This is a genomic window from Microbacterium sp. USHLN272 (assembly GCF_037149655.1).
Lineage (GTDB): Bacteria > Actinomycetota > Actinomycetes > Actinomycetales > Microbacteriaceae > Microbacterium > Microbacterium galbinum.
The window spans coordinates 1-12,142 of the sequence record NZ_JBBCRA010000003.1 but is presented as its reverse complement, the minus strand read 5'-3'; the positions used below and the strand labels follow the sequence as shown (position 1 = coordinate 12,142).

The window sequence follows — 12,142 nt, the reverse complement described above, 5'->3', positions numbered from 1 at the left end:
CTCCCTGTTTCGGGGCGGGGTGGAACGGGGGCTGACCGGGCGGAGCCCCCGCGTCCGATCGGGACGCGGGGGCACTGCCATCAGTCGATCGGCTGGATCAGCCGACCTGGATCAGGTCGATCGCGGCCTGGACCTGCTCGCGCAGCGAGTCCGAGATCGGGGCGCTGCCGGCGTTGTCCGCGGCAGCTTCCTGGCCCTCGGCGCTGGCGATGTAGGTGAGGTACTCCTTGACGACCTCGGCGACGTTGGTGTCCTCGTACTGCTCGCACGCGATCAGGTAGCTGACCAGGGCGATCGGGTAGGAACCCTCGGCAGCGGATGCCGGGTCGACGTCGAAGACGAGGTCTCCGGCGCCACGTCCCTCGACGAGGGGTGAGCCCTCGACGAGCGCGGCAGCGGCCTCGGCCGAGTAGGCGACGAAGTCGCCGCCCACGCCGACGTGCACCTGGCCGAGGTCGCCGACCTGCGAGGCGTCGGCGAAGCCGATCGCGCCGTTGCCCGCGGTGATGGCCTGGACGACACCCGAGGTGCCCTGAGCGGCCTCGCCACCCTCGATCGGCCAGACATCGGCCGGCTCGTAGGTCCAGACGTCACCGGCGGTCGCCGAGAGGTACTTGGTGAAGGTCTCCTGCGTGCCCGAGGGGTCGGAGCGGTGGACCGGCGAGATCGCCAGGTCGGGCAGCTCGACGCCGTCGTTCAGCGCGGCGATCTCGGGAGCGTTCCAGTTGGTGATCGTGCCGGCGAAGATGCCCGCGATCGTGGCGGCGTCGAGGTTGAGCGTGTCGATGCCCTCGATGTTGAACGCGACGGCGACCGGCGAGATGTAGAGCGGGACCTCGACGATGTCGTCGGTCACGCAGGCGCCGAAGCCGCCGGCGGCGATCTCCTCGTCGTTGAACGCACGGTCGGAGCCGATGAAGTTGCTGCCGCCCTCGAGGAAGTTCTCGCGGCCGGTGCCGGAGCCGGTGGGCTCGTAGTTGACGGTGACGTCGGGGTTCGCGGTCTGGAACGCGGCGACCCACGCCTCCTGCGCAGCGGTCTGCGACGACGCGCCGGTGGCGTCGATGGTGCCCGAGAGCGTGGAGTCGGAGGGGGCGTCGGACGAGCCGCCGGTGCCGCCTTCGTTCGCGGCGCAACCGGCCAGGGCGAGAGCAGCGACGGCGCCGATGGCGCCGATGCGAGCGATTCGGGAGATCTTCACTGTGGATCCGTTCGATCGTGGGAGGGGTTGAGGCCCGGTGCAGGGCACACAGTGACGCTAAGCGCGGCGGTTAACGAGACTCTCCCGCGCGGGTGAACGGAAGGTGAACGGCTGTCGACTCTCTGGGGTGCGAACCCCGGAATTCCGGGCCGCGTCAGACCTTCGGAATGTGCGTCTCGATCGAGATGATGCCGGATCCGGGGTTCGTGGCCGAGAGGTGAACCACGGAGAACGCCGCCGGCTCGAGGTCGGCCGCGCTGCTGAGGTAGGAGCCCTGGATCGTGGCGGTCGCGAGCGCGATCTCGGACAGGAGGCCGGGCAGAACGGGCCCGTGGCTGCAGAGCACGGCGGGCTTGCCGGAGCGTACGCGCCGCCCGACCACCGAGCGCAGATCGGAGGTGCCGTCCTCCCAGGCGTCCTGGCTGATGAGCTCGGTGCGCACGGCCTTGCGATCGAGCGCCTTGGCGAGCGGCTTCACGGTCTCGACGCATCGGACGGCGTCGCTCGTCACGATCTTCCGCACGCCGAACGCGCGCAGAGGGCCGACGATCGACTTCGCCTGTCGGCGCCCGCGATCGGCGAGCGGGCGCTCGGCATCCGTACCGTCCCATTCGGAACGCGACAACGCCTTGGCGTGCCGCAGCACGATCAGTGGGAACGTACGCAGCGCGCCGTCCTCGACCAGACGGGCGAAGAAATCGAGGATCTCGTGGTCGACCGGGTAGCTGAGGCGCTCCCTGGCCTTCTTCACGCTGGCCCACTCGATCGCCGCGATCTCCCGGTTGGGCACGAACGTCGACGCGCGGATCGCGTCGTCGGTGGCCTCGGCGGCCCAGTAGTGCACGACCTTCTGCTTCATCGACGCGAGGTTGTAGCGGCTCACGCCCACGGGAACGCCCAGGGAGACGCGGATGCCGGTCTCCTCCTGCACCTCGCGCACGGCGGTCTCGGCGAGCATCTCGCCGGGATCGACCTTGCCCTTGGGCAGAGTGACGTCACGGTATTTGGTGCGGTGGATCAGCAGGATGCGCAGCTTGCCGTCGACGATGCGCCAGACGACGGCACCGGCCGCGTAGACGGCCTTGTCCGTCCACTTCGACCGCTCTGCGAAGGTCTGTCCGACCGTCATCGAACCGCCCGCGCACGCCGGCGTCGCTGAATCTGACCCATGGTCTTATCCTGCAGGTCGATCAGCGGCTTGCCGTCGGCATCCGCGGCGTGGCGCTCCCACACGCCGGCCGCGCCGAGGTGCCAGGAACTCGTCCCCGGATCCATCGCGAGGTCGAAGAACGCCAGGAGCTCCTTCAGGTGCGCGGGTTCGGTGACGCGGACGAGCGCCTCGACTCGTCGGTCGAGGTTGCGGTGCATCATGTCGGCGCTGCCGATGTAGATCTGCGGATCGCCGCCGTTCTCGAAGGCGAAGATGCGCGAGTGCTCGAGATAGCGACCCAGGATGCTGCGCACCGTGATGTTGTCACTGATTCCGTCGAGATCCGTGCGGAGGCTGCAGATGCCGCGCACCCACACGTCGACCTTCACCCCGGCCACGCTGGCACGGTAGAGCGCGTCGATGATCTCCTCGTCGACCATCGAGTTGACCTTGATGCGGATGTGCGCGGGCTTGCCGGCGACGGCGTTGGCGCGCTCGTTGTCGATCTGGCGCACGAGTCCCTTGCGCAGGTGCAGGGGCGCGACGAGCAGACGCTTGAACTTCTTCTCGATCGCGTAGCCGCTCAGCTCGTTGAAGAGGCGGGTGAGGTCTTTTCCGACCTGCGCGTCCGCGGTGAACAGCCCGAAGTCCTCGTAGATGCGGCTGGTCTTCGGGTTGTAGTTTCCGGTGCCGACGTGCGAGTAGTGCTGGAGCTTGCCGTCTTCCTCGCGGATCACGAGGGCGAGCTTGCAGTGCGTCTTGAGCCCGACCAAGCCGTACACGACGTGCACGCCGGCCTTCTCGAGCTTGCGCGCCCAGACGATGTTGTTCGCCTCGTCGAACCGTGCCTTGACCTCGACCAGGGCGAGCACCTGCTTGCCCGCTTCGGCGGCGTCGATCAGCGCCTGCACGACGGGGCTGTCTCCCGAGGTGCGGTACAGGGTCTGCTTGATGGCGAGCACGTGCGGATCACGGGCAGCCTGTTCGAGGAACGCCTGCACGCTCGTGGTGAACGACTCGTACGGGTGGTGCACGAGCACGTCGGACTTGCGGATGGCCTTGAACATGTCGGCACGCGTGCTGCTGTCGCCGGGCTGGAACGCGACCGCCGTGGTCGGAACGTGCGGCGGGTACCGCAGATCGGGGCGCTCGATGCGCGAGAGCCCGAAGAGTCCGCGCAGGTCGAGCGGTCCGGGGAGGCGGTAGACCTCCTGGTCGGTGATGTCGAGCTCCTTCACCAGCAGCTCGAGGGTCACGTCGTCCATGTCGTCGGTGATCTCGAGGCGGATCGGCGGTCCGAACCGGCGGCGCAGCAGCTCGGCCTCGAGCGCCTGGATGAGGTTCTCGCTCTCGTCCTCCTCGATCTCGACGTCTTCGTTGCGGGTGAGGCGGAAGGCGTGGTGGTCGAGCACCTCCATACCGGGGAAGAGGTCTCCGAGGTGGTTGGCGATGAGCTCTTCGAGGCGCAGGTAGCGCGAGATCTCGCTGTTGCCCGGCACCTCCACGAACCGAGGCAGCATCGGCGGCACCTTGAGGCGCGCGAACTCCTGGCGACCCGTGCGTGCGTTGCGGATGCGGATCGCTAGGTTGAGCGACAGCCCCGAGATGTAGGGGAACGGATGCGCCGGATCGACCGCGAGGGGCATGAGCACCGGGAACACCTGGGCCTGGAAGTAGTCGGTCAGGCCCGCGCGCTCGTCGTCGGTCAGCTCGTCCCACTCCGTGATCTCGACGCCGGCGTCGGCGAGGGCCGGGCGCACGAGCGACGTCCAGGCATCCGCGTGCCGCAGCTGCAGCGCATGCGCCTCGCGCGAGATGTCGGCGAGGGCGTCGGAGGGGGAGCGGCCGATGTTGGTCGGCACGGCGAGGCCGGTGATGATGCGCCGTTTGAGGCCGGCGACGCGCACCATGAAGAACTCGTCGAGGTTGCTGGCGAAGATGGCCAGGAAGTTCGCGCGCTCGAGTTCGGGGAGCGAGGGATCCTCGGCCAGCTCGAGCACGCGCTGGTTGAACGCGAGCCAACTCAGCTCGCGATCGAGGTACCGGTGGTCCGGGAGGAGCGAGTCGGGGGCCTCGACGGCATCGAAGTCGTCGTCTTCGGCGTCGCCGAGACCTGCGTCGGCGAGAGCGGGATCCATCATGGGGTACATCTAAGCACCGAGAGGTGACACGCGCGTGAACGGATGCCCTCGGTTACCGCGAGCCGACCAGGGTGTCGTCCTCGTACACGTTGAAGCGGTAGCCGACGTTGCGGACCGTTCCGATGATCTGATCGGCGTCGCCGAGCTTGGCCCGCAGGCGCCGCACGTGCACGTCGACCGTGCGCGTGCCGCCGAAGTAGTCGTAGCCCCAGACCTCGCTGAGCAGCTGCTCGCGCGTGAACACCCGCGAGGGGTGCGTGGCGAGGAAGTGCAGGAGCTGGAACTCCTTGTAGGTGAGGTCGAGCGGCTTGCCGTGCAGCTTGGCGGAGTACGACTGCTCGTCGATCGTGACGCCGGATGCCTGCACACGCGTCGGAGCCGCGGCGTCGTCGCGGCGCGCGATCGCGAGCCGCAGGCGGGCGTCGGTCTCGGCGGGGCCGGCGGTCGAGAGCAGCACGTCGTCGATGCCCCAGTCGCCGGAGACGGCGCTCATGCCGCCTTCGGTGACGATGAGCAGCAGCGGCGCCTCCTGGCCGGTCGCGCGGAGCAGACGGCACAGCGACTTGGCGCCCGCGAGGTCGGTGCGGGCATCGACGATCACGATGTCGTACTCGGGGGCGCTCACGAGCCGCGCGGGCTCTGCGGGGATCTGGCGGACGGTGTGGCTGAGCAGCTCCAGCGCGGGCAGGACCGGCTCCTCGGCAGGAGCATTCGTCAAGACCAGGATCTGGGGCACGCGTACTCCTCACCGGCGCGCGGGTCAACGCCGTGCGGCAATAATACCGGGGTCGATGAGTGACAATGGACGCATGACGCAACCCGCACTCGCTCCGCGCAGCCCGCTCGCCGGCGTGGTCGCCGTCTGGGCGGTCGCTCTGGTGGGCGCCGTGGCGATCGGCATCCTGGTCGGTGAGGAGTGGCGCATCCCGTGGATGCTGGTGGCCTTCGGCGGCGCCGTGCTCCTCTCTTTCGCCGTGCAGCTCTGGTACGGCCGCACCGAGGGATTCATCTTCCGGGTGGCGGGGAGCGTGATCGGCGCGCTGCTGCTCATGGGCGTGATCTCGGTCGGATTCGGGCTCGCCGCCCTCGCCACCGCCTCCGCCTCCGCCTGACAGTCGCGCTAACGCGCGGTAGGGTGGGAGCCATGGATCTCATGGCGCTCGAACTCTTCTTCATCGGCCTGCTGGGTCTGGCGAGCCTCGCGATCGTCTTCGTCTCGGCGGTCGTGCTGCGCAACCTCTTCCGCGGCCAGCGCTGAGCCGATCGTGCTCGAGCTTCCCACCGACCTCCCGGCCGACCTCGCCCCGCTCTCGTGGCTGATCGGCGTCTGGGAGGGAACTGGTGTCATCGACTACCCCGTCGGGGATGAGCGGCTGCAGGGCGAGTTCACGCATCGCGTGAGCTTCAGCCATGACGGCGGCCCGTTCCTGAACTACTCGGCCACCGCCACCTTCCTCACGGAGGAGGGCTCCCCGGCCTCCGCCCTGCTGGCCGAGACCGGTTTCTGGCGTCTCGCGCGCCCGGCGACGGACGCGGATGCCGGTCCGGCACTGCTGCCCCCGACCGCGGACGCCGTGGCCCGCACGGTCGACGACGTCGAGGAGCTGCGCGCCGAGAGCGGCGGCTTCCCGATCGAGGTGTCGCTCGCCCACGCCGACGGTGCGCTCGAGCTGTACCTGGGTGAGATCAACGGCCCGCGCATCGATATCGCCACGGATGCCGTGGTGCGCAGCTCCGGAGCCAAGGTGCACACCGCCTCCTCCCGGATGTACGGCCTGGTCGACGGCCACCTGCTGTGGGCCTGGGACATCGCGGCCCTCGGCACCCCGTTGCGCTCGCACGCCTCCGCGCGACTGGCCAAGGTCTGACGTGGGCGCATTCGCCGAGATCGACGGCGCCGTCTCCGATGGAGACGTGATCGCGCACTTCGGCGACGCGTTCCGCGAGCAGCGCCGCCTCGCCGAGGGTGCTGCCTTCGTCCCGCTCGGTGATCGGGTCGTGATCGAGGTCGCGGGGCCCGAGCGGCTGAGCTGGCTCGACTCCATCACCTCGCAGGCGCTCGGCCGTCTCGCTCCGGGTGAGAGCACCGAGTTGCTGATCCTCGACCCGCAGGGTCGGGTCGAGCACGCGGCCGGAGTCCTCGACGACGGCGCATCGACCTGGTTGCTGGCGGATGCCGGTGACGCCGAGGCGCTCGCCGGATGGCTGACCCGCATGAAGTTCCGCGCGCAGGCCTCCGTCGGCATCCGTCCGGATCTCGTTCCGATCGGATTCCTCGACGGCGGTGCGATCGCGTCGGAGGTGGCCACGGCGGCGGCCGCACCGAGCGGTGCGCCCCTGATCTGGGCCGATCCGTGGCAGCGCGTGTCCGCGGGCGGGCACCAGTACGCCGAGGTCGCAGCGCACCCCGCCGCCGACTACGCGTGGCGGGTCGCGCTGCTGACGACCGAGGCCGCGGATGCTCTCGCGGTGTCGGCCGATCGCGACGCGCTGGCCGGGCTCCTCGCGGCAGAGGCGTTGCGCGTCGCCGCCTGGCGTCCGCGCTGGGCGACCGAGGTCGATGAGCGCTCCCTGCCGCACGAGTCCGATTGGATCCGCAGCGCCGTGCACCTGAACAAGGGCTGCTACCGCGGGCAGGAGACGGTCGCCAAGGTGCACAACCTCGGGCACCCGCCGCGGCGTCTGGCCGCGCTGCAGCTCGACGGCAGCGATGCGGTGCTGCCGGAGGTCGGGGCATCCGTCTTCGCGGGCGACGACGAGGTCGGGCACCTGACCTCCGTGGCCCGGCACTTCGAGGACGGGCCGATCGCGCTCGCGATCCTCAGCCGCCGCGCACCGGTCGGCGACCTCGTCGTGCGAGCCGACGGCCTCGAGATCGCGGCTTCGCAGCAGGTCATCGTTCCGGCGGATGCCGGTGCGACCGCCGACATCCCGCGCCTCACCCGTCTGTCCCGTCGCCCGTCGGCGCCGGACCCCCGCGCGCAGGTCTAGACCGACCGGGCTCCCGTTCAGGTCGCGGGCGCGACCGCCGACCACGGCAGCGTGAGCTCGCCCAGTCGCCACCGCGTCCGGCCGCCGAGCACGGGCCACCCCTGTGCGCGCAGCGCGCCCGCGGCGGCGAGGAAGCGCTGGGTCGCCCCGAACGTCGACAGTCCGGCGGCCCGATCCCACTCGCGGTCGAGGTCGGTCAGGAGGGCGTGAATGCGTTCGCCGGGGACGTTGCGGTGGATCAGAGCCTTCGGGAGACGCTCCGCGACGATGCTCGGACGGTCGAGATCGGCGAGCCGGAGCGAGAGGGTGAAGCGCAGCGGCACAGCGTCCGGGGCGACGTCGATCCAGCTCGCGATGCGCCCGATCTCATCGCACGTGCCCTCGAACAACAGCCCACCGGGCGCGAGGCGCGAGGTCATGCGCGCCCAGGCATCCGGCACGTCCTGCTCGTCGTACTGGCGGAGCACGTTCATCGACCGGATGACCGCCGCGCGGCGTCCGTCGGGAAGCGGCACCTCGAACCCGCCGCGGCCGAAAGAGACGGGAAGGTCGGCGGCGAACGGCGTGCGGCGCGCGCGCACCTCCGCGAGCTGCGTCTCGGCGGTCGCGACGCGCGCGGGATCGATCTCGAGCCCGCGCACCTCGGCGTCGGGCCGCACACGCACGAGGCGGGTCGCGAGCTCGAACGCGGTCACGCCGCTCGCCCCGTACCCGAGGTCGACGACGAGGGGATCGGATGCTCGACGGAGAGCGTCGCTGGCGGCGATCCAGCGGTCGTTGCGCCGCAGCCGGTTGGTCCCGGTGGTGCCGCGCGTGGGCCTGCCGAGGGGAGATGACGCCATGTCTCCATCCTCCCAGCATCCTGTTCGGTCGCACCGTCCGGGCGGATAAACTGACGACATGACTGCGAAGCGCACCCTCATCCTGCTCCGTCACGGCCGGAGCGAGTGGAACGAACTGAACCTCTTCACCGGCTGGGTGGACGTCCGCCTGAACGAGCAGGGGCAGAAGGAGGCACGCCGCGGCGGAGAGCTGCTCGCCGAGTCCGGCATCCTGCCCGACGTGCTGCACACCTCGCTGCTGAGCCGCGCGATCCAGACCGCGAACATCGCCCTCGACGCCGCCGACCGGCTGTGGATCCCGGTGACGCGCTCGTGGCGCCTCAACGAGCGTCACTACGGTGCGCTGCAGGGCAAGGACAAGGCGCAGACGCTCGAGGAGTTCGGTCCCGAGCAGTTCCAGCTGTGGCGTCGCTCGTTCGACGTGCCGCCGCCCGTGCTCGACGACGACAGCAAATTCAGCCAGGTGCACGACGTCCGCTATGCGGGCATCGACGGCGAGGTGCCGCGCACCGAGTCGCTCAAGCTCGTCATCGATCGACTCCTCCCGTACTGGGAGAGCGCGATCGTCCCCGACCTCGAGGCCGGCAAGACCGTGCTCGTCACGGCGCACGGCAACTCGCTGCGCGGCCTCGTGAAGCACCTCGAGGGCATCAGCGACGAAGACATCGCCGAGTTGAACATCCCCACCGGCATCCCGCTCGTCTACGAACTCGACGAGAACAACGTGCCCACCGGTCCCGGCCGCTACCTCGACCCCGAGGCCGCCGCCGCCGGTGCCGCTGCGGTCGCCGCGCAGGGCAAGAAGTAACCTCCACGCACGACACGACGAAGCCCCCGGTGCTCAGGCGCCGGGGGCTTCGTCGTGGGGATGCTGCGGGTCAGGCGTGACCGAGCTCCTGCTGCTGCTCGACGGCGAGGGCGATGTCGTCCTCGGCGACGGCCCAGTCTCCGGTCGACAGGTAGACGTACTTCTTCGCGACGGCCACGGCGTGGTCGGCGAAGCGCTCGTGATAGCGGCTGGCGAGCGTGGCGTCGACCGTGGCCGTGGCCTCGCCCTTCCAGTTGTCGCTGAGGACCTTCTCGAAGACGGTGGCGTGCAGTTCGTCGACGTCGTCGTCCGCATTGCGGATCGCGTCGGCGAAACGGAGGTCCTGGGTGCGCAGCAGCTCGGAGAGCGTCCGCGAGATCTCGACGTCGAGCTCGCCCATCTTCACGAAGGTGCCCTTGAGGCCCTTCGGGATGGCGCGCTCCGGGAAGCGGAGGCGTGCGAGCTGGGCGATGTGCTCGGACATGTCGCCCATGCGCTCGAGCGACGCGCTGACGCGCAGCGCCGTGACGACGATGCGCAGGTCGCGGGCGACCGGCTGCTGGCGGGCGAGGATCTCGATGGCCTGCTCGTCGAGGGCGACGGCGAGCTCGTCGATCTTGGCGTCGTCGGCGATGACCTCTTCGGCCAAAGCGACGTCGCTCGTCGCGAACGCACGTGTCGCCTTGTCGATCGAGACCGTGACGAGGTCGGCGATCTCCACGAGGCGGGACTGCAGGTCCTCGAGGGACTGGTGGAAGACTTCGCGCATGGTGGGGCGCAACCTTTCATGTGAATCTCGACTGGTGTCAGCGCGAGACGGCGGGGTCGTCCGCACGGGAGGAGCAGGACCGCGCTCCCGCACAGGCCCGAAGCGATTGTCTGCTCCGAAGGTTAACGAACGGTGCCCAGCACGTGAATAGTACTTCTCTCGTTGCCGCTGTGGCCCGGAAACCCGCCGGAGAGAGGGTGAACGCACTCTACGCTGGAGACATGACCGAGACGCAGATCGCCTTGATCGCCCTGGCCGTCGGCCTGGCGATCGGTATCGGCCTCTCGCTCCTTCTCGCCTGGGCGTACCGTGCGCGGGCCCGTGTCGCGGAGGAGACCTCGAGCGCCGTTCCCGAGGGGATCGTCGACGTTCTCGCGAGCATGGACGATGCCGCCTGCGTGGTCGACACGTCGGGGCTCGTGCTCGCCGCATCGGTCGCCGCCTCGCGGTTCGGGATCGACGTGGGCTCGACCCTCGACAACCCGGAACTGCGTCTGCTCGTGCGCGGCGTGCGCGCCGACGGCGGCACGGCGACGGAGTCGATGCGCATCACCCGCGGGGGGCTGAGCCTCGACCCGCGTCTCGTCTCGGCGCGGGCGAGCGTGCTCGGACCGCGTCTGACCCTGCTGATCATCCGGGATGTCACGGAGCAGGAACGCCTCGACCAGATGCGGCGCGATTTCGTCGCGAACACCAGCCATGAGCTCAAGACTCCGGTCGGTGCGGTGACTCTGCTCGCGGAGGCGATCGAGTCGGCCGCCGACGACCCGGCCCAGGTGCGCATCTTCGCGACGCGCATCTCGGCGGAGGCGGGCCGTCTCGCGCAGCTGACCGGTCGCATCATGAGCCTCTCCCGGCTCCAGGCCGACGACGGCCTGGGCGACGTCACCCCCGTCGCGATCGACGAGGTCATCGCGAAGTCCATCGAGGCGCACGTCGTGCAGGCCGACGCCGCGGGCGTCGAGATCACGCGCGGCGGAGACCGCGGGATCTGGGTGCGCGGTGACGCGCAGATCCTCGTCGAAGCCGTCGGGAACCTCATCGTGAACGCGATCGTGTACTCGCCGCGCGGATCCCGCGTCGGGGTCGGCGTGCGCGCCGAGGACGGCGTCGTGGAGATCGCGGTTTCGGACCAGGGCATCGGCATCGCCGAGACCGATCGCGAGCGCATCTTCGAGCGTTTCTACCGCGCGGACGAGGCGCGCTCGCGCCGCACCGGCGGCACCGGCCTCGGCCTGTCGATCGTCAAGCACGCCACGCAGCGGCACGGCGGCGAGGTGCGCCTGTGGTCGCGCCCGGGGCGCGGCTCGACGTTCACGATGCGGCTTCCCCTGATCGACGCACCGCCGAACGCGGATGCCGGCAAGAAGAGCAAGAAGAAGCGCGAACGGAAGGCCGCCAAGGCCGGCGCCGTTCGCGTACGGAAAGGTGACCGCGCATGACCCGCATCCTCCTCGTCGAAGACGAGCCCGATCTCGCCGATCCGCTGGCGTACCTGTTGCGTCGGGAGGGGTACGAGGTCGAGATCGCCGAGGACGGCCCGACGGCGCTCACGGCATTCCGCGAGCGCGGTGCCGACATCGTTCTGCTCGACCTGATGCTGCCGGGGATGCCGGGAACCGAGGTGTGCCGTCAGATCCGCTCGTCGTCGGCGGTGCCGATCATCATGCTCACGGCGAAGGACTCCGAGGTCGACATCGTGGTGGGTCTCGAGCTCGGAGCCGACGACTACATCACGAAGCCGTACTCCTCGCGCGAGCTGCTCGCCCGTATGCGGGCGGTGCTGCGCCGGGTGGTGCAGGCCGACAGCGAGCTCGACGAGCGCGTGCTCGACGGCGGGCGCGTGTCGCTCGACATCGACCGGCACACGGTGTCGGTGGCGGGGCAGCTGATCAACATGCCGCTGAAGGAGTTCGAACTGCTGGAGGTGCTGATGCGCAACGCGGGTCGCGTGCTCACCCGCGGACAGCTCATCGACCGGGTCTGGGGCAGCGACTACTTCGGCGACACGAAGACCCTCGACGTGCACATCAAGCGCATCCGCTCGCGCATCGAGGTCAACCCCAGCGAGCCGGTCATGCTCGTCACCGTGCGGGGTCTCGGCTACCGCTTCGAGGCCTGAGCCACCGCTTCCCGAGCGCACCGGACGGTCTCCGGACAGCGAGAAGGGGGGGGGCCCGGGGGGGGGGCCGGGGCCGGGGGGGGGGGGGGGGGGTGGTGTGGGGGGGACAACGCCCCAG

At 69.9% G+C, this 12,142-nt stretch carries 12 protein-coding genes; 6 read left to right on the top strand and 6 right to left on the bottom strand.

The features are described from left to right. Positions 1-97: 97 nt before the first annotated feature. From WFJ97_RS15065 to WFJ97_RS15050, 4 genes are all read right to left on the bottom strand, one after another. Positions 98-1,201 carry a phosphate ABC transporter substrate-binding protein PstS gene (locus WFJ97_RS15065; RefSeq protein ID WP_336642105.1) on the bottom strand — a complete coding sequence of 368 codons (1,104 nt, stop codon included), beginning with the start codon at positions 1,199-1,201 and terminating at the stop codon, positions 98-100. A gap of 154 nt (positions 1,202-1,355) precedes the next feature. After that, complete coding sequence (locus WFJ97_RS15060) at positions 1,356-2,330, bottom strand: NUDIX hydrolase (protein ID WP_247625029.1); 975 nt, start codon at positions 2,328-2,330, stop codon at positions 1,356-1,358. Further along, positions 2,327-4,492: an RNA degradosome polyphosphate kinase gene (locus tag WFJ97_RS15055; RefSeq protein ID WP_247956680.1), complete on the bottom strand. Its 2,166-nt coding sequence runs from the start codon at positions 4,490-4,492 to the stop codon at positions 2,327-2,329. Before WFJ97_RS15055 ends, WFJ97_RS15060 begins: the two co-directional genes overlap by 4 nt. A gap of 52 nt (positions 4,493-4,544) precedes the next feature. Further along, on the bottom strand, positions 4,545-5,228 hold the full coding sequence (locus tag WFJ97_RS15050) for a winged helix-turn-helix transcriptional regulator (protein WP_336642104.1): 684 nt from the start codon (positions 5,226-5,228) through the stop codon (positions 4,545-4,547). Positions 5,229-5,301: 73 nt separating this feature from the next. Between WFJ97_RS15050 and WFJ97_RS15045 the strand changes: the two genes are divergently transcribed. From WFJ97_RS15045 to ygfZ, 3 genes are all read left to right on the top strand, one after another. Beyond that, the gene (locus tag WFJ97_RS15045; RefSeq protein WP_336642103.1) at positions 5,302-5,604 is read left to right on the top strand and encodes a hypothetical protein; all 303 of its coding nucleotides are present in this window, start codon (positions 5,302-5,304) and stop codon (positions 5,602-5,604) included. A 153-nt stretch (positions 5,605-5,757) separates the two neighbouring features. Continuing rightward, on the top strand, positions 5,758-6,360 hold the full coding sequence (locus WFJ97_RS15040; protein WP_247625025.1) for an FABP family protein: 603 nt from the start codon (positions 5,758-5,760) through the stop codon (positions 6,358-6,360). 1 nt (position 6,361) lies between these two features. Beyond that, positions 6,362-7,483 (top strand): CAF17-like 4Fe-4S cluster assembly/insertion protein YgfZ, encoded by a 1,122-nt coding sequence (ygfZ, locus tag WFJ97_RS15035; RefSeq protein ID WP_336642102.1) that lies wholly within the window; start codon positions 6,362-6,364, stop codon positions 7,481-7,483. 17 nt (positions 7,484-7,500) lie between these two features. Here ygfZ and WFJ97_RS15030 read toward each other — a convergent pair whose 3' ends face one another. Beyond that, on the bottom strand, positions 7,501-8,325 hold the full coding sequence (locus WFJ97_RS15030; protein ID WP_336642101.1) for a class I SAM-dependent methyltransferase: 825 nt from the start codon (positions 8,323-8,325) through the stop codon (positions 7,501-7,503). Positions 8,326-8,383: 58 nt separating this feature from the next. Between WFJ97_RS15030 and WFJ97_RS15025 the strand changes: the two genes are divergently transcribed. Next, positions 8,384-9,133 carry a phosphoglyceromutase gene (locus WFJ97_RS15025; protein WP_336642100.1) on the top strand — a complete coding sequence of 250 codons (750 nt, stop codon included), beginning with the start codon at positions 8,384-8,386 and terminating at the stop codon, positions 9,131-9,133. 70 nt (positions 9,134-9,203) lie between these two features. Here WFJ97_RS15025 and phoU read toward each other — a convergent pair whose 3' ends face one another. Further along, entirely contained in the window at positions 9,204-9,902 is a 699-nt protein-coding gene (phoU, locus tag WFJ97_RS15020; RefSeq protein ID WP_247625021.1) for a phosphate signaling complex protein PhoU, read from the bottom strand. A 221-nt stretch (positions 9,903-10,123) separates the two neighbouring features. Here phoU and WFJ97_RS15015 point away from each other — a divergent pair, with 221 nt between their 5' ends. Next, positions 10,124-11,344, top strand: a complete 1,221-nt coding sequence (locus WFJ97_RS15015) for a sensor histidine kinase (protein WP_336642099.1) — start codon at positions 10,124-10,126, stop codon at positions 11,342-11,344. Beyond that, a complete protein-coding gene (locus WFJ97_RS15010) occupies positions 11,341-12,024 on the top strand; it encodes a response regulator transcription factor (RefSeq protein WP_247625019.1) in 684 nt (227 codons plus the stop codon). Before WFJ97_RS15015 ends, WFJ97_RS15010 begins: the two co-directional genes overlap by 4 nt. Positions 12,025-12,142: the final 118 nt, after the last annotated feature.

Bases quoted from the DNA above. Each gene is read 5' to 3' on its own strand.
- WFJ97_RS15045 (WP_336642103.1), top strand. From the start codon at position 5,302: ATGACGCAACCCGCACTCGCTCCGCGCAGCCCGCTCGCCGGCGTGGTC.
- WFJ97_RS15010 (WP_247625019.1), top strand. From the start codon at position 11,341: ATGACCCGCATCCTCCTCGTCGAAGACGAGCCCGATCTCGCCGATCCG.
- WFJ97_RS15055 (WP_247956680.1), bottom strand. From the start codon at position 4,492: ATGATGGATCCCGCTCTCGCCGACGCAGGTCTCGGCGACGCCGAAGAC.
- WFJ97_RS15025 (WP_336642100.1), top strand. From the start codon at position 8,384: ATGACTGCGAAGCGCACCCTCATCCTGCTCCGTCACGGCCGGAGCGAG.
- WFJ97_RS15060 (WP_247625029.1), bottom strand. From the start codon at position 2,330: ATGACGGTCGGACAGACCTTCGCAGAGCGGTCGAAGTGGACGGACAAG.
- WFJ97_RS15030 (WP_336642101.1), bottom strand. From the start codon at position 8,325: ATGGCGTCATCTCCCCTCGGCAGGCCCACGCGCGGCACCACCGGGACC.
- phoU (WP_247625021.1), bottom strand. From the start codon at position 9,902: ATGCGCGAAGTCTTCCACCAGTCCCTCGAGGACCTGCAGTCCCGCCTC.
- WFJ97_RS15015 (WP_336642099.1), top strand. From the start codon at position 10,124: ATGACCGAGACGCAGATCGCCTTGATCGCCCTGGCCGTCGGCCTGGCG.